Source organism: Haloleucobacter albus, from assembly GCF_052492075.1.
Window position 1 is genome coordinate 13,028 of the sequence record NZ_JBQWAS010000017.1, and the last position, 19,468, is coordinate 32,495.

Annotated in this window: 21 protein-coding genes; 10 read left to right on the forward strand and 11 right to left on the reverse strand. The window is 60.6% G+C overall.

What is annotated here, in order from left to right:
- Window positions 1-188: 188 nt before the first annotated feature.
- Window positions 189-854, reverse strand: a complete 666-nt coding sequence (locus ACT6QH_RS02465) for a GNAT family N-acetyltransferase (RefSeq protein WP_444973229.1) — start codon at window positions 852-854, stop codon at window positions 189-191.
- A 324-nt stretch (window positions 855-1,178) separates the two neighbouring features.
- Here ACT6QH_RS02465 and ACT6QH_RS02470 point away from each other — a divergent pair, with 324 nt between their 5' ends.
- Window positions 1,179-2,120 carry a methyltransferase domain-containing protein gene (locus ACT6QH_RS02470; RefSeq protein WP_444973289.1) on the forward strand — a complete coding sequence of 314 codons (942 nt, stop codon included), beginning with the start codon at window positions 1,179-1,181 and terminating at the stop codon, window positions 2,118-2,120.
- Window positions 2,110-2,574: an acyl-CoA thioesterase gene (locus ACT6QH_RS02475; protein WP_444973230.1), complete on the forward strand. Its 465-nt coding sequence runs from the start codon at window positions 2,110-2,112 to the stop codon at window positions 2,572-2,574. The genes ACT6QH_RS02470 and ACT6QH_RS02475 overlap by 11 nt, the downstream gene beginning before the upstream one ends.
- Window positions 2,575-2,696: 122 nt before the next feature.
- On the opposite strand, the gene phbB is transcribed toward ACT6QH_RS02475, so the two are convergent.
- Together phbB and ACT6QH_RS02485 are read right to left on the reverse strand one after the other, a co-directional pair.
- Window positions 2,697-3,419 (reverse strand): acetoacetyl-CoA reductase, encoded by a 723-nt coding sequence (phbB, locus tag ACT6QH_RS02480; RefSeq protein WP_444973231.1) that lies wholly within the window; start codon window positions 3,417-3,419, stop codon window positions 2,697-2,699.
- A gap of 210 nt (window positions 3,420-3,629) precedes the next feature.
- On the reverse strand, window positions 3,630-4,808 hold the full coding sequence (locus ACT6QH_RS02485) for an acetyl-CoA C-acetyltransferase (protein WP_444973290.1): 1,179 nt from the start codon (window positions 4,806-4,808) through the stop codon (window positions 3,630-3,632).
- 292 nt (window positions 4,809-5,100) lie between these two features.
- On the opposite strand from ACT6QH_RS02485, the gene phaR reads away from it, so the two are divergent.
- Window positions 5,101-5,724 carry a polyhydroxyalkanoate synthesis repressor PhaR gene (gene phaR, locus ACT6QH_RS02490; protein WP_444973232.1) on the forward strand — a complete coding sequence of 208 codons (624 nt, stop codon included), beginning with the start codon at window positions 5,101-5,103 and terminating at the stop codon, window positions 5,722-5,724.
- A 91-nt stretch (window positions 5,725-5,815) separates the two neighbouring features.
- Here the strand turns inward: phaR and ACT6QH_RS02495 are convergent, their stop codons facing one another.
- Window positions 5,816-6,463, reverse strand: a complete 648-nt coding sequence (locus ACT6QH_RS02495) for a hypothetical protein (RefSeq protein ID WP_444973233.1) — start codon at window positions 6,461-6,463, stop codon at window positions 5,816-5,818.
- A 409-nt stretch (window positions 6,464-6,872) separates the two neighbouring features.
- Complete coding sequence (gene rpmF / locus ACT6QH_RS02500) at window positions 6,873-7,058, reverse strand: 50S ribosomal protein L32 (protein WP_444973234.1); 186 nt, start codon at window positions 7,056-7,058, stop codon at window positions 6,873-6,875.
- Window positions 7,059-7,406: 348 nt separating this feature from the next.
- On the opposite strand from rpmF, the gene ACT6QH_RS02505 reads away from it, so the two are divergent.
- The 4 genes from ACT6QH_RS02505 (at window position 7,407) to leuB (ending at window position 11,483) form a co-directional block, all read left to right on the forward strand.
- Window positions 7,407-8,309, forward strand: a complete 903-nt coding sequence (locus ACT6QH_RS02505) for a peptidylprolyl isomerase (protein WP_444973235.1) — start codon at window positions 7,407-7,409, stop codon at window positions 8,307-8,309.
- 216 nt (window positions 8,310-8,525) lie between these two features.
- The gene (gene argJ, locus ACT6QH_RS02510) at window positions 8,526-9,767 is read left to right on the forward strand and encodes a bifunctional glutamate N-acetyltransferase/amino-acid acetyltransferase ArgJ (protein ID WP_444973236.1); all 1,242 of its coding nucleotides are present in this window, start codon (window positions 8,526-8,528) and stop codon (window positions 9,765-9,767) included.
- A 2-nt stretch (window positions 9,768-9,769) separates the two neighbouring features.
- Window positions 9,770-10,168 (forward strand): (deoxy)nucleoside triphosphate pyrophosphohydrolase, encoded by a 399-nt coding sequence (locus ACT6QH_RS02515; RefSeq protein ID WP_444973291.1) that lies wholly within the window; start codon window positions 9,770-9,772, stop codon window positions 10,166-10,168.
- Window positions 10,169-10,376: 208 nt separating this feature from the next.
- The gene (leuB, locus tag ACT6QH_RS02520; RefSeq protein WP_444973237.1) at window positions 10,377-11,483 is read left to right on the forward strand and encodes a 3-isopropylmalate dehydrogenase; all 1,107 of its coding nucleotides are present in this window, start codon (window positions 10,377-10,379) and stop codon (window positions 11,481-11,483) included.
- 175 nt (window positions 11,484-11,658) lie between these two features.
- Here leuB and ACT6QH_RS02525 read toward each other — a convergent pair whose 3' ends face one another.
- From ACT6QH_RS02525 to ACT6QH_RS02540, 4 genes are all read right to left on the reverse strand, one after another.
- The gene (locus ACT6QH_RS02525; protein ID WP_444973238.1) at window positions 11,659-12,705 is read right to left on the reverse strand and encodes a sulfate ABC transporter substrate-binding protein; all 1,047 of its coding nucleotides are present in this window, start codon (window positions 12,703-12,705) and stop codon (window positions 11,659-11,661) included.
- A 187-nt stretch (window positions 12,706-12,892) separates the two neighbouring features.
- A complete protein-coding gene (locus ACT6QH_RS02530) occupies window positions 12,893-14,251 on the reverse strand; it encodes an AmpG family muropeptide MFS transporter (protein ID WP_444973292.1) in 1,359 nt (452 codons plus the stop codon).
- A gap of 157 nt (window positions 14,252-14,408) precedes the next feature.
- A complete protein-coding gene (locus ACT6QH_RS02535) occupies window positions 14,409-15,083 on the reverse strand; it encodes a response regulator (protein WP_444973239.1) in 675 nt (224 codons plus the stop codon).
- A gap of 125 nt (window positions 15,084-15,208) precedes the next feature.
- Window positions 15,209-15,694, reverse strand: a complete 486-nt coding sequence (locus tag ACT6QH_RS02540) for a secondary thiamine-phosphate synthase enzyme YjbQ (protein ID WP_444973240.1) — start codon at window positions 15,692-15,694, stop codon at window positions 15,209-15,211.
- A gap of 190 nt (window positions 15,695-15,884) precedes the next feature.
- On the opposite strand from ACT6QH_RS02540, the gene ACT6QH_RS02545 reads away from it, so the two are divergent.
- Complete coding sequence (locus ACT6QH_RS02545) at window positions 15,885-16,841, forward strand: alpha/beta hydrolase (protein WP_444973241.1); 957 nt, start codon at window positions 15,885-15,887, stop codon at window positions 16,839-16,841.
- 69 nt (window positions 16,842-16,910) lie between these two features.
- Here ACT6QH_RS02545 and ACT6QH_RS02550 read toward each other — a convergent pair whose 3' ends face one another.
- Window positions 16,911-17,423, reverse strand: a complete 513-nt coding sequence (locus ACT6QH_RS02550) for a hypothetical protein (RefSeq protein ID WP_444973242.1) — start codon at window positions 17,421-17,423, stop codon at window positions 16,911-16,913.
- A 233-nt stretch (window positions 17,424-17,656) separates the two neighbouring features.
- Here ACT6QH_RS02550 and ACT6QH_RS02555 point away from each other — a divergent pair, with 233 nt between their 5' ends.
- Together ACT6QH_RS02555 and ACT6QH_RS02560 are read left to right on the forward strand one after the other, a co-directional pair.
- On the forward strand, window positions 17,657-17,914 hold the full coding sequence (locus ACT6QH_RS02555; RefSeq protein ID WP_444973243.1) for a hypothetical protein: 258 nt from the start codon (window positions 17,657-17,659) through the stop codon (window positions 17,912-17,914).
- Complete coding sequence (locus tag ACT6QH_RS02560; RefSeq protein ID WP_444973244.1) at window positions 17,911-18,393, forward strand: phage holin family protein; 483 nt, start codon at window positions 17,911-17,913, stop codon at window positions 18,391-18,393. Before ACT6QH_RS02555 ends, ACT6QH_RS02560 begins: the two co-directional genes overlap by 4 nt.
- Before the next feature lie 98 nt (window positions 18,394-18,491).
- Here the strand turns inward: ACT6QH_RS02560 and ACT6QH_RS02565 are convergent, their stop codons facing one another.
- Window positions 18,492-19,358 carry a type 1 glutamine amidotransferase gene (locus tag ACT6QH_RS02565; protein ID WP_444973245.1) on the reverse strand — a complete coding sequence of 289 codons (867 nt, stop codon included), beginning with the start codon at window positions 19,356-19,358 and terminating at the stop codon, window positions 18,492-18,494.
- Window positions 19,359-19,468: the final 110 nt, after the last annotated feature.

The window sequence follows — 19,468 nt, forward strand, 5'->3', positions numbered from 1 at the left end:
GGGCCGGTGAGGATACTCACCGGCCCTTTTTCTTGGGTGTCTCCCGTGGCGCATGCGAAACGCCGATGCCGTGAGTTGATGTAGTGTCGAATTAAAAACACCGCCCAAGCAGCGAGCTGGGCGGTGTTGTTTTTTTGACTGCGCCTCTCTTTTGATAAGAGGGGGCTTTTAATGAGAGATTGTATTCATCAACCGTTTGAAACGCGGGCGGTCAGTTTAGCCGCGTCATTTCCAGCCATGCTATTCATGGCTGGAGTGTTGATAGCCGGACGGAACATGCCAAACAGACGGCTCGCAGCCATGCGCTGCACCTGAAGGGCAGTGCCTGTCATGCCATGAAGATCTTCCGCCGCCTCGCGAGCGAGAGACATGGCCGTAGGGAAGGGGGCGCTGAGCCGCGCCACAACCTCATCCGGATCAAACTCCAGATCCGCATGGAACTTCCGGGCGATCTGCTGCATCCGCCGGTTCTGCACAAGGCAGTTCAGGCAAAGGGAGCGGATACCGCGGTTGCGGGCCGTCAGGATCACGCGATCCAGCAAGGCTGTGCCAACGCCGTGATTCTGATAGGCTGTTTCCACGCTGAAGGCGGCTTCGGCTTCTCCGGGCAGAACATCGCCCATGGGGTAAAGCTCGGCTGCCGCGCGCAGCGTACCATCCACAAAATAGCCATGCACGATTGCGCCATTGCGAAAGGCGCGCGCGGCATAGCGCTCGATGAATTCGGGGGACACCGCAGAGCTAAAGCGGAAGCGACGGCTCTCGCGATCCAGCCGCAGGAGATGGTCTCGAAAAACCTCGGCTTCTCCTGCCCAAAGCTTGCGAATTGTCCCAAGTGCGACCTGTTCGGTCATATTGGCCTCCAGACCTGGCGTCATGAAAGCCCCCTGGGTCCTCCATGGTGGAATTTAGCTGCGTTGCAGCATGGATCAAGTACATTTCCGGATGAGATGACTTGAACAAGACGTGATGCCTTCGGAAAAGTACGTAAGGCACTGAAATATCGCAAGGAAGGACTGTCATGCATTTGACACGTATCTGTTGCGTCGCACAAAGGGTAGCTGCCTTCTTTTCGACCATATCCAGAGAGTGACGCGCGAAGCAGCGCCCTTGTGTGATGTGGCTCGCAGTGCGGAAACAAGAGGGTTATATGTGCACCGACAAACAGGCGAGCCATGATGCAGACAACCGATACGCTTCCGCAGATCTTTGACCGTGCACTGGTGCGCCGACGCCTGGCCCGCGCCCATGCATTGGGCGCAGAGCCTTTTCTTATGACGCGCGTGGCGGAGGATGTGGCTGAGCGACTGAGCGCCGTGAAACGTCAGTTTGATCTGGCTGTTGATCTGGGTTCCCCTACGGATGAGCTGGCGCAGGCACTTGCCGGCCAGGCTTCCATCGGGCGTCTGTTGCATATGAGGGCGCTGCCGCAGGGAGGGCGGATTGATGCCGTGGTGGACGAAGAGGTGTTGCCCTTCGCGCCCGCCTCGCTCGATCTGGTGCTCTCTGCGCTGAGCCTGCAAAGCGTCAATGATTTGCCCGGTGTGCTTGCGCAGATTCGACAGGCGCTGCGGCCGGATGGCCTGTTCATGGCGGCGTTGATTGGCGGTTCCAGCCTCACAGAGTTGCGCCAGTGCTTTGCCAGTGCGGAAAGTGAAATTACAGGCGGCCTTTCTCCCCGTGTGGCCCCTTTTACAGATGTGAGGGATCTGGGCAGCCTGTTGCAGCGTGCCGGTTTCGCGCTGCCCGTAACAGATGTGGATCGGGTGACGGTGCGCTACGCATCCCCCTTCGGGCTGTTTGCGGATTTGCGGCGGATGGGGGCCACCAATGCGCTGAAAGAGCGGCGCCGCGTGCCTTTACGCCGGGCCGTGCTGATGCGCGCAGTGGAGCATTATCTGGAGCGCTTCGCCGATTCGGATGGGCGCGTACGAGCGACCTTCGATATTGTGTGGCTTTCAGGCTGGGCCCCGCACGAAAGCCAGCAAAAGCCCTTGCGTCCGGGTTCCGCCCGGATGCGGCTGGCAGATGCGCTGGGTACTCAGGAAATGACCCTGCATCAAAGCGGTGGCATGTCCCAAGAGGACGATAATGGAGAGGGAAACGTCGATGGCCAGTGATACGACACAAGCAGTGCGTGCGCCGCGTGAAGAGCCGACGGTGATCGGTGATTTTCCGTGCCTGCAAACCCTGACCACGCGCTGGCATGATGTGGATATTTATGGCCACATCAACAATGTCGTCTATTACGCCTATTTCGATACGGCAGTGAACGCGCATCTCATCGCTGAAGGGGTGCTGGACCCGCAGACCAACTCGATCATCGGGCTGGTTGCGGAAACACGGTGCAACTATTTTCGCAGCCTGACTTTTCCGCAGCCGGTTCAGGCGGGCTTGCGCGTGGTGCATCTGGGCACATCATCCGTGCGCTATCAGATTGCTCTTTTTCAGGGTGAGGATGAGCGGGCAGCGGCGCAGGGCCATTTCGTGCATGTCTATGTGAAGCGCGGGGAACAGCGCCCGGTACCGATTCCGGCCGAAACGCGGGCCGTTCTGGAGCGGTTGAAGGTGTAGGGCGCAGGCCGGCGAGGGGCGTTCTTTGCTTTTCTCAGGGACATGCCCCGAAATGATCTCGCCATAAAAAACGGCCGGTCCCGAAGGAACCGGCCGGATCTTTTTTTGATACAGAGCGATGCTCAGGCGATGTACTGGCCGCCATTCAGGGTCAGGGTCGCGCCCGTGACGAAGCTGGCGTCATCGGCCGCGAGGAAGACCACGCCGCGCGCAATATCTTCCGGCTCACCCAGACGGCCAACCGGAATGGTGGCGACAATCTTGGCCAGAATATCGGCAGGCACGGCGCGCACCATTTCCGTGGCGATATAGCCCGGCGCAATGGCGTTGACGGTGATGCCGTACTTCGCCGTTTCCTGCGCCAGTGCCTTCACGAAGCCGATTTCGCCGGCCTTGGCGGCGGAATAGTTGGTCTGGCCGAACTGGCCCTTCTGCCCATTGATGGAGGAAATGCAGATGATGCGACCAAACCCGCGCGCCCGCATGCCTTCAAGCACATTGCGAGAGGTATTGAAGGCGCTGGAAAGGTTGGTGTTGATGACCGCCTGCCACTGCTCGAGAGACATTTTGTGCAGCGGGGCATCACGGGTGATGCCGGCATTGTTCACCATTACATCAATGGGGCCGACTTCGGCTTCCACCTTGGCGATACCTTCCTTGCAGGCGTCGAAGCTGGAAACGTCCCACTTGAAAGCGGGGATGCCAGTCTTCTCGGTGAAGGCCTTGGCGGCCTCGTCATTGCCCGCATAATTGGCGGCTACGGTGTAGCCGGCGTTTTTCAGAGCAATGGAAATTGCTTCACCAATGCCACGGGTTCCGCCCGTAACCAGTGCAACACGCGCCATAGTTTCCTCCGTTTTTCCCTTTTGGCCCGGCCGGTCATAGGCACGCCCCTCGTGCCATATTCGGCGGACCTTGCCAGAAAGGCGTTTAGACATGACTGCGTCAAGGCTGCGAAAGTCTAGGCTACATTGATCCAGATCTTGGATCGGTGAGCGCAGCATGCAGGTGCGGCGAAGAACAACTTCGTCGCACCTGCTGTTTATCAGGCAGGATCAGTCACGTTCGATGCAGATTGCGCAGCCCATGCCGCCGCCGATGCAAAGCGTGGCGAGGCCCTTCTTGGAATCGCGCTTGATCATTTCATGCAGCAGCGTGACAAAAATGCGCGCGCCGGAAGCACCGATGGGATGGCCGATGGCAATGGCGCCACCATTCACATTCACGCGGGAGGTATCCCAGCCGAGGCTCTTGTTCACGGCGATAGCCTGGGCGGCGAAGGCCTCATTGGCTTCGATCAGGTCGAGCTGGTCGGGGGTCCAGCCAGCCTTTTCCAGAGCCTTGCGGGACGCCGGGATGGGGCCGGTGCCCATGATGCTGGGATCAACGCCGGCTTCGGCCCAGGAGGCGATACGCGCGAGCGGGGTGCGGCCTTCGGCCTTGGCGCGGGAAGCGCTCATCAGCACGACGCCAGCCGCGCCGTCATTGATGCCGGAAGCGTTGCCGGCGGTGACGGTGCCATCCTTCACGAAGGCCGGGCGCAGCTTCGTCATGGACTCAATATTCGCGCCGTGGCGGATATACTCATCCGCATCGAACACGATGTCGCCCTTGCGGGTCTTGATGGTGACGGGAATGATCTCGTCCTTGAACTTGCCGGCCTTCTGGGCGGCCTCGGCCTTGTTCTGGGACGCGACGGCGAACTCGTCCTGTTCCTCACGGGTGATCTGATACTGCTTCGCGACGTTCTCCGCCGTGATGCCCATGTGGTAATCGTTGAAGGCATCCCACAGGCCGTCCTTGATCATGGTGTCGACGAGCTTGCCGTCGCCCATGCGCACGCCATTGCGCAGATGCGCGGCGTGAGGGGCCTGACTCATGGATTCCTGACCGCCGGCGATGACGACAGTGTTGTCGCCATTCTGGATGGACTGGGCACCGAGGGAAATGGTGCGCAGGCCCGAACCGCAGACCATGTTGATGGTCCAGGCCGGAACGGTGACGGGAAGACCAGCCTGAATGGAGGCCTGACGGGTGGGGTTCTGACCCTGGCCGGCGGTGAGGACGTTGCCGAAGATGACTTCATTGACGTCTTCCGGGGCAATGCCTGACCGCTCCAGCAGGCCCTTGATGACCGCAGAGCCGAGGTCGTGCGCCGGCAACGGGGACAGCGTGCCGTTGAAAGAACCGACGGCAGTACGGCCAGCGGCGACGATGACGACTTCTTCCTTCATCATTCTCTCCTGAACTTGACAGGCAGGTGAAATTTTGCGGCAGGCAGAGCGGCTTTTGTGCCGTTTTTATTCTGCCCATTATATCGCAATTTCAGACCGCCATGTGTCAATGATCTGAATCAGTATTCAACTGTGATATGATTATAAGACAAGCGTGGAACGAAATGTTGCACTGCGGAATAATAATGCCGCATGGCCGTCGGTTCCAGCGGGCCGGGTGGCGAAAGGGCTGGATATAAGCCCCGAAACCCCCTAACGTGTCGGCAGTTCAAGGATATCGGGTGGTCGGACGATGGGAAAATCACAAGAACCAGTCACCATCAAGAAGTACGCCAATCGCCGCCTCTATAATACGGGCACAAGCACTTATGTCACCCTCGAAGACCTCGCCAACATGGTGAAGGATGGAGAGGACTTTATCGTCTATGATGCCAAGAGCGGAGACGATATCACGCATTCCGTTCTGACGCAGATCATCTTCGAACAGGAGAACAAGGGGCAGAATCTTCTTCCCATTGCTTTCCTGCGGCAGATCATCCGTTTTTATGGTGACAGCATGCAAATGCTGGTGCCGCGCTATCTGGAAGCCTCGATCGACAGCTTCACGCGTGAACAGGAAAAGTTCCGCTCGCAGATGCCGAATACATTTGTTGGCAAAGGTTTTCCCGGTTTTGATGATCATGTGCGCCGGAACATGGAAATGTTCGAGCGGGCCTTCCAGATGTTCATGCCTTTCCAAAAGGCGGAAGGTGATGAGGAGGGGGCTGCGATTGTTCCGCCTTCTCCCGCCGGGCGGGATGATCTGGAAATGCTGAAGCAGCAGATGGCCGACATGCAGGCCAAGCTGAACCAGTTGGCGGCTCCAGCCCCGGCGGCGAGTGCGGCGGAGACGCTGCAAAAGGCCCGGAAGAGCTGAGGCGTCATCGCCAGACACGTTCCATTGCAAAGAAGGGCGCGCCATTTGGTTTGGCGCGCCCTTCTTGTTTCTGGTGACCGCTGGTGCAGCTCTAAGCCTTGACGGCGCTTTCCGGTGCAGCCTGTCCTTCGGAAGAAGAGGCGGTGATCTGCGCCTTATCTGTTGCTTCGGGCACGGGTGGCACGTCGGATGTCGGGGGTGTTGCCGTTGCCACGGGCGTCGTCGGCGTTTCGGCTTGGGGCGCTTCAGCTTGGGGCGCTTCAGCCTGGGGTGCTTCCGGTTTGGGCACTTCAGTGGTGGGGGATTTCTGCGGCTTCTCCGTTTTCACGCGGCCTGGCTTAGGGGCTCGCGGAGCTGCTTCGCGCCGGGGCGCGGCGCGCATGGAGGCGGTGATGCCCGAAATGACATCCAGCAACATCACGCACAGCAACAGCGCGAAGATGGATGTTCCAGCCTGGGGGACGAGGAGAAACTCCGCGAGTGCGATCAGGAAAATCAGCGTGGAGAGCGTGTGATCCATGAAAGACCGGGAGTTGATCCGCGCGGCCTTGAGAATCTCGAACAGGAAGAAGAGCAGCGTGATGGCGATGAAGGCTTCATCCAGCCGGATTCGCCATGAAATTCCAGACGGCAGCCCGACCTGCCCGAGAATCGTTCCCCATTCAATGCCCGGAGTGAGGAAAACAATGATGTTGTAAAGGGCGAATGGAATGATCAGCAGCGGAACAGGGGTGAGCATTGGGGCTCCTCAGACTGATGTTTCGATAGCCCCGTCGCAGAAGGTGAACGTGGCGCATCGGCACAGCACATCAACAAGGCACAGCAATGTGTGCGTCTGATGGGTCGCATATCGCCGCGATAATGTCACCGGCTTGATGAGGGGCATTCTTTCTGGGGGGCGATTCTACCCGCTTTCCAGCATCCTGCAAGAAAGCCCGGTTCGGGTTTGCTGCGCGTGGCCGGGTTGTTTCGGTGCCGGGAGAATCACTCCGCAAACCGATTTCGGTGAGAGATGCGGGTGCGCCAAAGCCTTGAAATGACGATGGGCGCGCACCATGTGGTGCGCGCCCATTCGATAATTGTATGGCCTGACATCAGGTTTACATGAAATCCTGCAAAATCAGGCTCTGAACCGGGCTGACCCGAAATCAGGCTTCCGCCTTGGGGGTCAGAATCTGCCGGCCCTTGTACATGCCGGTCTTCAGGTCCAGGTGGTGCGGACGACGCAGCTCACCGGAATCCTTGTCTTCCACATAGGTGGGCTGCTTCAGCGCATCAGCCGAGCGGCGCATGCCGCGACGCGACGGCGAGGTTTTTCTCTTCGGGACTGCCATTGTCCAAACTCCTGATGGCGTAACGCCCGAGGGGGCATGGTGCCCTCCACGTCTCTACCGCCATGTTTCTCCCGCCGGCTCACCCTGTTTCCGCGCCCTGACGGGCTGCGTTACCTGCAAAGCCGGCACATTCATCGAAGGCGCGCCTTATACAGCTTCCAGCGCCGAAGCGGAAGCCCCGGCGGATGAAATGTCTGCATGCAGCCTCAACAATGCCCACTTGCAAGCGGAAGAGGGTTGCGCAAGGGTGCGAACGGGAGTGTTCGGACCCGAAGGAAATGCGCCCGGCGGCAGCCATTCTGGCCCATGCCGGCCCGAAACTCCAGAGCTTGCGAGGAAACACACTCTATGACGCGCTCCGTCCACACCGCCGTGTTTGCGGCTGCCCTGGCTTCGTCTGTCGCATTCGCCGCCCTCGCGGCTCCGGCGCTGGCCCAGCCGGCCACGGCTGCCAAGCCCGCTCAGGAAGATGTGGTTGTGGCCACAGTGAACGGCACGCCGATTCGCGCCAGTGAACTGGCCATTGCGGTTGAGGATATCGGCCCCGGACTGCCGCCCCAGCTTCAGGGGCCCGAGCGTGAGGCTTATGTGCTGTCCTTCCTCACCGACATGACCTTGCTGGCGCAGGAGGCTGAGGCCGAAAAGTTGGCCGAGGGGCCCGAGTTCAAGAAGCGCATGGCCTATGCGCGCAACAAGGCGCTGATGGAAATGCTGCTGAACCGCGCTGCCGAACAGGCCGTGACGGAAGAGGCCAAGCGCAAGACCTATGATGAATTCGTCAAATCCGCCCCGGCGGAAGAGGAAGTGCGCGCGCGCCACATTCTGGTGGAGGATGAGGCCAAGGCGAAGGAACTGGCCAAGCGTGCCCGCGCCGGTGAGGATTTCGCCAAGCTGGCCGATGAAAATTCCCGTGATAGCGGGGGGCAGGGCGGTGACCTTGGCTATTTCACCAAGGAACTGATGGTGCCGGAATTCGCCAATGCCGCTTTCAAGCTGGAGAAGGGGCAGATCTCCGATCCGGTGAAAAGCCAGTTTGGCTGGCACGTTATCAAGCTGGAAGACAAGCGCACCAAGGCCGCCCCCACCTATCAGGAGGTTGAGCCTCAGGTGGAGCAATATCTGGTGCGCAAATCCCAGGCGGATCTGGTGACCAGGCTGCGTGAGGCCGGCAAGGTGGAGAAGGCAGGGGCGCCGGCTGACAAGGCCGATGCCGCTCAGCCGGCGGCTGAAACACCAGCCAAAGACAAGTGAGCATTCTGTCCGGGATGTGAGCCTCTGGCTCTGCCTGGCCGCTTGTAACCGGGGATAAGGGGCGCTGATGCGCCCCTTTTTCGTGTTTGGTCTTCTTGGGGGGATGTTCGCCAAAAGCGCTTCGTGCACGGCTGGGATGCGGGGAAAGCAGGGGCAGGCCCTTGCAAGCCATGGCAAGCTGCGGCACAGGTGAAGCCTCATGCCATGAGGATTATCATGTCCGCCGCCATTTCTCCGCTCGCTCCGAAGCTGTCTCCGGATGTTCCGCCCGTGCCGGGTGTGCGTTTCGCCACCGCTGAAGCGGGGATTCGCTACAAGGGCCGCACCGATGTGCTGCTGGTGGCGCTGGATGCCGGTACGGTTGCTGCCGGGGTTACCACCCGTTCCAAATGCCCTTCCGCTCCGGTGGAGTGGTGCCGCGACCTGCTGAAGAAGGGCAAGGCGCGCGGGCTGGTGGTGAATTCGGGCAACGCCAATGCCTTCACCGGCGGGAAGGGGCGCGAGGCCACCAAGCTGACAGCGCAGATCGCGGCCGAGGCTCTGGGCTGCAAGGTGAATGAGGTGTTCCTCGCCTCCACCGGCGTGATTGGCGAGCCGATGGACGCCACCCGCTTCAACGGGGTTCTGGAAGAATGCGCCACGCGCCTGTCCGGCACCGCCTGGCAGGATGCAGCTCAAGCCATCATGACCACGGATACCTTCCCCAAGCTGGCCAGCGCCCAGGTGCTGCTGGGTGATGTGCCGGTGACCATTGGCGGTTTCGCCAAGGGTGCGGGGATGATCGCGCCGGATATGGCAACCATGCTCTCCTTCGTCTTCACCGATGCGCCGATTGCGCAGGATGTGTTGCAGAAGCTGCTGTCCAAGGGTGTGAAGGACAGCTTCAACGCTGTGACTGTGGATAGCGATACCTCCACCAGCGATACGCTGCTTTTGTTCGCCACGGGTGCTGCGGAAGGGCGGGGCGCGCCGCGCATCAAATCGCTGGACGACAAGCGCCTGAAGGTGTTCCGGCGGGCGCTCAACGAGGTGCTTAATGATCTGGCCGAGCAGGTCGCGCGTGATGGCGAAGGCGCCCGGCATCTGGTGCGGGTGCATGTGAAGGGCGCCGTTTCCAAAAAATCCGCACGGCGGGTGGCCATGTCCATCGCCAATTCGCCACTGGTGAAAACGGCGGTGGCGGGCGAAGACGCCAACTGGGGCCGGGTGGTGATGGCCGTGGGCAAGGCTGGCGAGCCGGCCGAGCGTGATCGTCTCTCCATCTTTTTCGGCGATATTTGCGTGGCCCGCGATGGTGCCCGCGCGCCGGAATATGATGAGGCCACCGCCTCTGAATATATGAAGAATGAGGTGGTCGATATCACGGTGGATCTGGATATGGGCGATGGCGAAAGCCGGGTGCTCACCTGCGATCTCACCAAGGAATATGTGGCCATCAATGGGGATTATCGCTCGTGAGGATGGTGCTGGTGGCCGCCTGCGCACTTGTGGATGCGGATAATCGCGTGCTGGTGGCGCAGCGGCCCGAGGGCAAGGCGCTGGCCGGGCTGTGGGAATTTCCCGGTGGCAAAATGGAGCCCGGAGAGCGGCCGGAGGAATGCCTCATCCGTGAGCTGGCCGAAGAGCTGGGCATCACGGTGAAGGAGGCCTGCCTCGCGCCGCTCACCTTCGCCAGCCATGGCTATGAGGATTTCCATTTGCTGATGCCGCTGTGGATCTGCCGCCGCTGGGAAGGTGTGGTGACGCAGAAAGAACATCAGGCGCTGAAATGGGTGCGGGCTGGTGCGCTGCGTGAGCTGGCCATGCCGCCTGCCGATGCGCCGCTGATTCCCCCGCTGGTAGATCTGCTGGGGGCCTGAACCCTTGCGCTCTCTGGGCCGAGGTTCTAGAGCATGGTGCAGTTTGCACCGTGCTGCGGCTTCATTTCCGGGTCATTCCGGTTGCCCCTGTTGGGCTGGGCCTGCGGTCTTCGGGCGCTTCTGACGCTTTCCCGCCCGCATGTGTCGGGTGGGTTTGACAACTCCAATCATCAAGACGGCCCATGCGGCCGCATGCGAGGACAAGTCCATGGCCACTCACAAGCTTCTCCTTCTCGCCGGTGACGGCATCGGCCCGGAAATCATGGCCGAGATGAAGCGCGTTCTGGCCTGGATGGAAAAGGCCGGCGTGGCCTCCTTCGCCATTGAAGAGGACTTGGTCGGCGGCAGCGCCTATGATGCCCATGGCGTGGCCATTACCGATGCGGCGATGGATCGTGCCAAGGCTGCGGATGCGGTGTTCCTGGCGGCCGTGGGCGGCCCGAAATGGGCGGCTGTGCCTTATGAAGTGCGCCCGGAGGCTGGTCTGCTGCGTCTGCGCAAGGATCTGGGCCTGTTCGCCAATCTGCGCCCGGCCATTTGCTATCCGGCGCTGGCTGACGCCTCCTCGCTCAAGCGTGACGTGGTGGAAGGGCTGGATATTCTCATCGTGCGTGAGCTGACCGGCGGCGTCTATTTCGGTGAGCCGAAGACCATTACCGATCTTGGTAATGGCCAGAAGCGCGCCATCGACACCCAGCTTTACGAAACTTACGAGATTGATCGTATCGCCCGCGTGGCGTTCGAGCTGGCCCGCACCCGTCGTAATCTGGTTACCTCTTCCGAAAAGCACAATGTGATGCGCTCCGGCGTACTGTGGAAGGAAGTCGTGACCCAGGTGCACGATGCTGATTATGCGGATGTGAAGCTGGAGCACAATCTGGCCGACTCGCTGGCCATGCAGCTGGTGCGCTGGCCCAAGCAGTTCGACGTGATCGTGACCGACAATCTGTTTGGTGACATTCTCTCCGATATCGCCGCCATGCTCACGGGCTCTCTGGGCATGCTGCCCTCAGCCTCGCTGGGTGAGGCGGATGCCAATGGCAAGCGCTCCGCCATGTATGAGCCGGTGCACGGCTCCGCGCCGGATATCGCCGGAAAGGGCATCGCCAATCCCATCGCCATGATTGGTTCGCTGGCCATGGCCATGCGTTACTCCTTCAATCAGGGCGATGTGGCTGATCGTATCGAGAAGGCCATTTCCGGTGTTCTGGATGCTGGCAAGCGTACGGCAGATATCAAGACCGAAGGTTGCGACGTGATCTCCACCAAGGCCATGGGTGACGCGCTCATCGCCCAGCTCGAAGCGCAGGGCTGAGGTTCGGAGTTTGACGCATCCGCTTGGTGGGTTGCATCAATATCAGTATGCGGAAGGGCTGGCCTTTGAGGTCAGCCCTTTTTCATTTGGGGGCAGCCTGTTGAGGCGACGCGGGGTATGAAAAAGCCCGGCAGTGTGGAACTGCCGGGCTGTCTCGTATTGCTATGCTGGTGAATCAGCGGGCGGAGAAAAGCTGATCCAGCTTGCCGTCAGAGCCGAAATGCTCCTTCTGCACCTTCGGCCAGCCGCCAAACACCTCTTCCACCTTCACAAGGCGCACTTCGGGGAACTGGTCCTTGTACTTGGCCGCCACTTCCGGGTTCACCACGCGGTGGTTGGCCTTGGCGGCAACCTCCTGACCTGCCGGGCTGTAGAGGAATCCAAGATATTCGGTGGCCAGCTCGCGCGAGCCGCGCTTGTCCACCACCTTGTCCACTACGGCGACGGGGAACTCGGCCAGAATGCTGACGGAGGGAGCTACCGTCTGGAGCTTCTGGTCCTTGTAGAGATCCTTGATGGTTTTGGTTTCGGCCTCGAAGGTCACCAGAACATCACCGGTGTCACGCTCCACGAATGTGGTGGTGGCACCACGGCCCCCGGTGTCAAACACCGGTACATTGCCGAACAGCTTCTTCACGAAGGTATCGGCCTTGGTGGTGTCGCCATTGTACTTTTCCAGTGCATAGGCATAGGCGGCCAAATAGGTGTAGCGCGCATTGCCCGAGGTCTTTGGATTGGGGAAGACGACCTTCACATCCTCACGTACCAGATCGTCCCAATCCTTGATGTTCTTGGGGTTGCCCTCACGCACCAGGAAAGACGGGAAAGAATAGTAGGGCGACGCATTGTTGGGGAATTTTTCCTGCCAGTCCGGCGTCACCAGCCCGGCCTTCACCAGCGCCTCGATGTCCGTCACCTGGTTGAAGGTCACCACATCGGCTTCCAGCCCTTCCATGATGGCGCGCGCCTGCTTGGAAGTGCCGGCATGGCTCTGGTTCACGGTCACGGTCTGGCCGGTCTTGTCCTTCCACGCGGGAATGAACAGCGCATTTTCGGCGGCGAACAGCTCGCGGGCGATGTCGTAGGAGACATTCAGCAGGGAGTCCGGCCCGTTATAGGTCTTCGCCTCTTCCGCTGCGGCGGGCAGGGGGAAGAAGCCGGAGAAAGCGCCGGCAAGGGTTGCGGCCAGCGCCGAGGCAAGAAAGGTGCGGCGGGTGAACATGCGGGGCTCCTGTTTCATTATCACAATTATTTAATGTGATTAAATGTATTAATATCCATGTATCATGTGAAATGTGTCATGTGAACAATAATCTGTGTGGATTTTAGAAAATCAAAAACCCCGCACCGCTGGGCGCGGGCGGGGTTGGAGAGGTGTCTGATGCTGGGAGACGGCGGGCTCGGGCCGTCTAGGCGGGGTCTGGGTCCTGATTTTCCCGCGCCAGATGGCGGAAATGCCCCTTCATCTGCAACCAGACCAGAAGCAGCAGGCCGGGAATGCCGGCCAGAGAGGTGATGATGAAGAACAGTGGCCAGCCTGTCGCTTCGGCGACAAAGCCACCGCCAGAGGCCAACACGGTGCGCCCGACGGCCGTGAGGGCCGTGAGCAGGGCATATTGTGTCGCCGTATGGGCGCGCACGCCGCACAAGGCCGACAGATAGGCTACAAAGATCACCGTTCCGATAGCGCCGGTGAAATTCTCCACGATGATGGTGGCCGTGAGGGCCGTGGTGTTCACGCCAATCAGCGCTTGCCCGGTAAAAGCGAGATTCGAGAGAATTTGCAGAATACCGCCAATCCACAGACAGGTGGAAAGTGGCAGGGCACGGGCAATAAAGCCCCCTGCAAAGCCCCCGGCCAGCGCGGCCGCCAGCCCGACGCCCTTTACAATGGCGGCATAGGTGGCCTTGTCAAAACCAATGGAGATGACAAAGGGCGCTGTGAGCACCCCGGCAAAGGCGTCGCAAAATTTGTAAAGCAGCACAAACAGCAAGATGGCGATGGCTTGCTGGCGACTGAGAAATTCGCTGAAAGCACCAATGGCGGTGGTGACGACGCGGGTCATCGCGCCCACGCCTTCTTCGCGAACCGGAGCTGTCGGCTCGTGGGCCAGCAGGGTGGCCACCATGCCCACCAGCACGCAGGCCGCCGCGCCCACATAACCCCAGAACCAGACATGCGCGCTTGGCACGCCTGAATATTCCATCCAGGCCACCAGTGCGATGACACCCGCACCGGAAACAAGCATGCCGATGCGATAGGCCGCCACATAGCCGGCCATGCCGGCCGCCTGTTCGCTGGTATCGAGCCGTTCGACGCGGAAGGCGTCCACCACAATATCCTGTGTGGCGGAGAGGGTGGCCACGGCCAGAGCTCCCAGCGCGACCATGAATGGAGAGGTGACAGGGTCTTGCAGCCCCAGGAACAGGATGCTGCCCATCAGCGCAATCTGCGAGGCCATGAGCCAGCCCCGCCGACGCCCCAACAGGCGGGAGAGCAGGGGCACATCCAGCGCATCCACCAGCGGAGCCCAGATGAATTTCAGTGTGTAGGGCAGGCCCACCAGCGAGAACAGGCCGATATTGGCCAGGCTCACTCCGCTTTCCGTCATCCAGACAGAAAGCGTGGTGCCGGTGAGAGCCAGCGGCAGGCCGGAGGAAAAGCCCAGCAGAATCACCACCAGCACACTGGGGCGCAGATAAACGGTCACCGCCTCCCACAGGGAATGATGCGGTGCACCGGGCCGGGGCGTCTCGCTTTTGGGCAGATCACGCTGTGAAGCTTGCACGCGGCTTTCCTCTCGCGCCACCGGCTCCGGCTCTTGTGCGGGGCGGGTCGGCCATGTCAATCGGTCTGCGACCTGAATCGGTCTGTTGCCGGCATTATGGCGCGAGAGTCTTGACTGAGCGTTGTGATGACGTGCGTCAGCAGGCCTGCTGGTTCCACAAGGCGGTATCCACCTTGGAAACGGCAATCACCGCCTGGGTGCGGCTTTCAACCGAAAGCTTCTGCAAAATGGCGGAAACATGCGCCTTGACGGTGGCTTCCGAGACGCCAAGCTCATAAGCGATCTGCTTGTTGAGCCGGCCTTCGGAGAGCATCATCAGCACACGCACCTGTTGCGGGGTGAGGGTGCTCAGACGGGTGATGATGGCGTCTGTCTCTGCATCACCGGGCGCGTTGAGTTCCACATCCGGCGGGGTGAAGCTTTCGCCATCCAGAACCTGGGCGATGGCTTCGCGCATATGAGACACATCCATGGTCTTGGGCATGAAGCCGGAGGCTCCCAGCTCCAGACAGCGGCGAATGACCATCGGCTCCTCATTGCCGGAAACCACCAGCACCGGCAGGGCCGCATATTGGGCGCGCAAATAAATCAGCCCCGAAAAGCCCCGCGCACCCGGCATGGTCAGATCCAGCAGGATGAGGTCGAAATCGGAATCATCCTCAAGGCGCGCGGTGAGGTCGTCAAATGTGCCGACTTCTTCGATCCGTGTCTGGTCGTCATATCCCAGAACAGCCTCTCGCAAGGCTCCGCGAAACAGCGGGTGATCGTCCGCGATAATCAGGCGGAAACCATCCCTGGCGTCATCTCCCAATGCATCCTCCCCGGCGGGTTGTGGATTGCCCGTTCTCTTCATAGAGGCAAAATGCCGCTGCGCCCATGGAATGTATCGAATACGGCCCGCCTTCATTGAGGAATGGCAAATTTGGGGTGCGCCAATCAACAGAAATCCCGTATTTGGCCAGTGAATGTCAGGATCAGTTCGCGCTGATGGGGCCTGTCGCGGTGTTCGGCCAGGTAAATGCCCTGCCATGTGCCCAGCACCATGCGGCCCTGGCTGACGGGAATGGACAGACTCACATTCCCCAGCATGGCGCGGATATGGGCCGGCATGTCATCCGGGCCCTCATCATCATGGGTCCAGGGAAAGGTGCGGGGAGCGAGCTGGTCCAGCGCGGTCAGCAGGTCGTGTTGCACGGCAGGGTCGGCATTCTCCTGAATGCAGAGCGCGGCGGATGTGTGCCGGCAGAACAGGGTGAGAAGGCCGGTGAGCGCGCCGGTTTCTGCAAGAAAGGCCGTCGCCTCGCGCGTGATCTCGGTGAAACCCTGTCCTGCTGTTTCCACTTGCAGCCGGCATTCGGCATGCCCGTTCAGCGGGGTGAACTGGGCTGCGCTGCGGGTGGCGCGGGGGCGGCGCGATGTCATGGGCTGTTCCTGAATGTGGCGTTGGGCAGGGCGAATGTTTTGATGTCAAGTCCTTGTTTGTCCACCTTTTACACCTCTGTGGCCACGCTACGGTTTTCCCCGGCAGTCAGGCTGCTATGGTGCGCCGGTGTTTCTGATGCGCAGAAATTGCAGTTGAAGAAGAGTTTGAACTCCAGACCGGGAGATCTTTATGTCCAATCTCGTCCTTGATCCGGATGTGTTCGATGCCGCTTCCGTTGCGGCTGACACGCGCATGGTGAATGACGCCGTGGTCAAGGCCCTGCGGAAGGTGCCGGATCTCTGGAATACCCCTCTGCCACAGATGCGCCGGGAGCGGCTGGAGAACAAGGGGCTGTTTCCCCTGCCGCCGGAAAACCCGAAGGCGTTGACCGATACCATTCCCGGCCCGCGTGGCCCTGTGCCGGTGCGGATCATTCTGCCGGAAGGTGCACCCAGAGGTGTTTATCTGCATCTGCATGGCGGGGGCTGGACGCTGGGCTCCGCCCGCGAGAATGAGAACCTCACCAGCCGCATCGCCGCGAATTGCGGGCTGGCCGTGGTTTCGGTGGATTATGCGCTGGCCCCGGAAGACCCCTATCCGGCGGGGCCGGATGATTGCGAGGCTGCCGCCTTGTGGCTGGTGAAGGAGGGCGCGGCGCGGTTCGGCACCACTCGCTTTGCCATTGGTGGCGAATCGGGGGGCGCGACTCTGGCCGTCACCACATTGCTGCGCCTGCGGGATCGTTACGGACTGACGCCCTTCGCCGCAGTGAACCTCACCTCTGGCTGTTATGATCTTCGCATGACGCCTTCGGTGCGCAACTGGGGGGAACTGCCGCTGGTGCTGAACACGTTCGATATTGAGCGGTTCATCAATTACTATTTGCACAAGGGCGGCGCGCCGGACCACCCGGATGTCTCACCGCTGATGGGCCGCCTGTATGACATGCCCAAGGCGCTCTTCACTGTCGGGTCGCTTGATCCGCTGCTGGATGACACGCTGTTTATGGCCAATGCCTGGCTTGCGGCCGGTAACACGACGGAACTGGGCGTGTATCCCGGTGGCTGCCATGTCTTCATCTCGTTCCCGTGCCAGATTGCGGATCAGGCCCTGAAGCGTATTGATGCCTTCCTGCGGGATTTCTAGACCCATGCCCGACAGGCGAAGTGTTCCGCTTCGCCTGTCTTGCCGTGGCGGGAACAGTTCAGAGGAATCTCAGAGCTGTTCCTCCTGCGGGTTGGGGGCTGGAGATGAGTTGAGATTCTCATACATCTGCTTCAGCCGCAGGAAAAACTTTTCAGCATAATCCAGCACTGCATCGACATCTGCCGGGTCTGGAGGCATGTCTCCGGAAAGATTGCCGGGGTCGAGTTCTGGCTGTTCCGTTTGCCCGGTTTCGCCCTTGAGCGTCGCGATTTCCTTGCGCAGACGGGCCAGCTCGGCCTCATAAGCCTTCTGGCTGTCTGGCAGCAGCTTGCAGGCATAGCCTTCCGGGCCCTTGGCGCAGAGGGAGACCGCGCCGGTCTTGCTGTCCAGCCGCAAGGCGCCATCATCTGTCTGCGAGAAGGAAAAGCGGGAATTGGCCTGAGCCGGGTCCGTGGCGTTTGCGGGGGCTGGGGCTGTTGCAGCGGGGGGCTCGGCTTGCGCAAAAGCGGGGCTCGCGGCCCAGGCCAGTGGTGCACAGGAAAGCGCTGCACCAGTCAGCAGCAGATGTGCCATGCGGGACATGTTTACCTCTTTGGCTTGAGCAGGCCGACGGGCGGGCCTTCTATACAGGCTGGCATGAAAAAGCGTCCGGAAAGGGGACGCTTTGTCTTATTGTGCCATCAGGACCACAAGCGGCCCAGTGGTCAAGGTGGCTTGCCTTGACAGGCCCTGTGGGGCGGGGTCCAAGCTGAGGCATGTCATGCCGCATATCCGGTCTGCCGGGTGGTGTGTTGCAGAGAAGGGGAGGCTGAGGCATGGCAAGGGGCAGTAGAGATCTATCTGCGCGGGTGCGTGCGCTGGCTGCTGCGTTGATCCAAAACAATGCATCCGCAAAGGATGCCGCGCCGGATGATGCGCAAAGCCAGATGCGCGAAACCATGGCGGCGAGTGCGGAACTGTGGCGTCGCGGCCAGAAGAGCGCCGGGCGCTTTGTGCAAAGCCAGCCCATGACGGCCATGGGCGTCAGCTTCATGGTCGGGCTGTTGCTCGGGGGGATATGGAGGCGCAGATGAGTGACATGGACAATCTGGTACGCAATCTGCGCATTCTGGCGCGCACGGATCTGATTATCGCCGAGATTCATTTCCGGCGGGTGATGAAGAAATCCGGCTTTTTCGCTTTTGCTCTTCTCGTTGGTGTCTTTGGCGTCATCATGCTGGGCGTTGCCGGCTTTCTGGCGCTGGAAGAAATTTATGGCGCGAAGCTGGCCGCAGCCATCACGGGTGGGGCAGGAGTGGTGTTGGCGTTACTGCTGGCCTTTATCGGCATGCGGGTGCGTTCCGGTGATGAACTGGGACTGGCCAATGAAGTCCATGGTGCAGCAATGGCCGCCGTCTCCCGTGATCTGAAAAGCGCGGGCTCCAATGTCAGCCAGATTGCAGCCTTTGTGCGCAACCCGCTGGATGCAGCTTTGCCGGGCATGGCCATGCAGGTCTTTGGCCTGGTGATGAAGATGCTGCGGCGTCGCAAGAACCGGAGTGGTGAAGAATAAGGCCGTTCATGCGGTGCAGTCGCAGATATGGGGGTGAAAGCGGGCAGGCATGGCAGCCCGCTTTCCTGTTTCATCTGCGGCAAAGCTGAATGGATGTTTCAGCCCCGGCCCCGTGCGGTGCGGGTGGGGATAACCAGTTGGTCGATCCAGTTGCGCAGTTCCTGCGTGCGCACCGCCTTGCGAGCCACCGCCCCATCTATGCCGAAGCGCCAGGAAAGCGATTTGTTGCCTGGGTCGCGCTCCAGGCGCTCCAGATCGGCAATGAACAGGCCGGCTTCCTCTTCATCCATGAAGAAGCCCTCGGCGATCAGCTTGGGGCAGTAACGGCGGAAAATGGCAGCCATTTCGCGGAACGGATATTCCGGGTGATATTGCACCGCCCAACAGGTGCTGCGCCCGGCCGAGAATGCGGTGGCCTGCACGGCGGAATGATCGTTGGTGGCCAGCAGCAGCGCGCCTTCCGGCAGGGTTTCCACTTCATCCTGATGCACGGTCATAGCCTCGAAGACCGGGGGCTTGTCGGCATAGAGCGGATGGCTGGCACCATGTGCCGTCTGGCGAATGCGTCGGCCAAAGCCGACTTCTCGCCCCTTCGGGCTCAGCCGCACGCTGCCTCCGGCCGCGACTGTGAGCAGTTGCAGCCCCCAGCAACTGCCGAACATGGGCACGCCACTTTCAAAGGCCGTGCGGATCAGCCCAATCTGTGCCTCCACTGCGGGGGCGCTTGTATAGATATTGAGGGAAGAGCCGGTAATGGCGATGCCATCATAGCCTTCCAGCCCGGCGCTATCCGGCAGATGCGCGCCCGGATCTGCCGGATAGCAGATTTCCGTTACGACGCCCGGCCACAGTTCGCGCAGCAGGGCGGCATAGGCTTCGCCCGCAGCCTGCCCGCCGCAACTGATCTGCGCGGCGCGGTCCTGTGCAATATTGCCTTCAACGACAAGGAGACGGGGAGCAGACATAAGGCCCTGTGTCGATTGGTGAAACGGAAGATCCAAGCATAGGCCGGATTTTGACCAAAGGGAGATGACGCAGAAAGGCCGCCCACGCTTTTTTGCATGAGCGGCCTTTT

What these genes read in the sequence shown, in the direction of transcription:
- phaR (WP_444973232.1), top strand. Translation starts at nt 5,101, where the DNA reads ATGGGAAAATCACAAGAACCAGTCACCATCAAGAAGTACGCCAATCGC.
- ACT6QH_RS02470 (WP_444973289.1), top strand. Translation starts at nt 1,179, where the DNA reads ATGCAGACAACCGATACGCTTCCGCAGATCTTTGACCGTGCACTGGTG.
- ACT6QH_RS02525 (WP_444973238.1), bottom strand. Translation starts at nt 12,705, where the DNA reads ATGTTCACCCGCCGCACCTTTCTTGCCTCGGCGCTGGCCGCAACCCTT.
- argJ (WP_444973236.1), top strand. Translation starts at nt 8,526, where the DNA reads ATGTCCGCCGCCATTTCTCCGCTCGCTCCGAAGCTGTCTCCGGATGTT.
- ACT6QH_RS02505 (WP_444973235.1), top strand. Translation starts at nt 7,407, where the DNA reads ATGACGCGCTCCGTCCACACCGCCGTGTTTGCGGCTGCCCTGGCTTCG.
- ACT6QH_RS02545 (WP_444973241.1), top strand. Translation starts at nt 15,885, where the DNA reads ATGTCCAATCTCGTCCTTGATCCGGATGTGTTCGATGCCGCTTCCGTT.
- ACT6QH_RS02560 (WP_444973244.1), top strand. Translation starts at nt 17,911, where the DNA reads ATGAGTGACATGGACAATCTGGTACGCAATCTGCGCATTCTGGCGCGC.
- ACT6QH_RS02540 (WP_444973240.1), bottom strand. Translation starts at nt 15,694, where the DNA reads ATGACATCGCGCCGCCCCCGCGCCACCCGCAGCGCAGCCCAGTTCACC.
- ACT6QH_RS02495 (WP_444973233.1), bottom strand. Translation starts at nt 6,463, where the DNA reads ATGCTCACCCCTGTTCCGCTGCTGATCATTCCATTCGCCCTTTACAAC.
- ACT6QH_RS02555 (WP_444973243.1), top strand. Translation starts at nt 17,657, where the DNA reads ATGGCAAGGGGCAGTAGAGATCTATCTGCGCGGGTGCGTGCGCTGGCT.
- ACT6QH_RS02465 (WP_444973229.1), bottom strand. Translation starts at nt 854, where the DNA reads ATGACCGAACAGGTCGCACTTGGGACAATTCGCAAGCTTTGGGCAGGA.
- leuB (WP_444973237.1), top strand. Translation starts at nt 10,377, where the DNA reads ATGGCCACTCACAAGCTTCTCCTTCTCGCCGGTGACGGCATCGGCCCG.
- rpmF (WP_444973234.1), bottom strand. Translation starts at nt 7,058, where the DNA reads ATGGCAGTCCCGAAGAGAAAAACCTCGCCGTCGCGTCGCGGCATGCGC.
- ACT6QH_RS02565 (WP_444973245.1), bottom strand. Translation starts at nt 19,358, where the DNA reads ATGTCTGCTCCCCGTCTCCTTGTCGTTGAAGGCAATATTGCACAGGAC.
- ACT6QH_RS02550 (WP_444973242.1), bottom strand. Translation starts at nt 17,423, where the DNA reads ATGTCCCGCATGGCACATCTGCTGCTGACTGGTGCAGCGCTTTCCTGT.
- ACT6QH_RS02475 (WP_444973230.1), top strand. Translation starts at nt 2,110, where the DNA reads ATGGCCAGTGATACGACACAAGCAGTGCGTGCGCCGCGTGAAGAGCCG.
- ACT6QH_RS02515 (WP_444973291.1), top strand. Translation starts at nt 9,770, where the DNA reads ATGGTGCTGGTGGCCGCCTGCGCACTTGTGGATGCGGATAATCGCGTG.
- ACT6QH_RS02485 (WP_444973290.1), bottom strand. Translation starts at nt 4,808, where the DNA reads ATGAAGGAAGAAGTCGTCATCGTCGCCGCTGGCCGTACTGCCGTCGGT.
- phbB (WP_444973231.1), bottom strand. Translation starts at nt 3,419, where the DNA reads ATGGCGCGTGTTGCACTGGTTACGGGCGGAACCCGTGGCATTGGTGAA.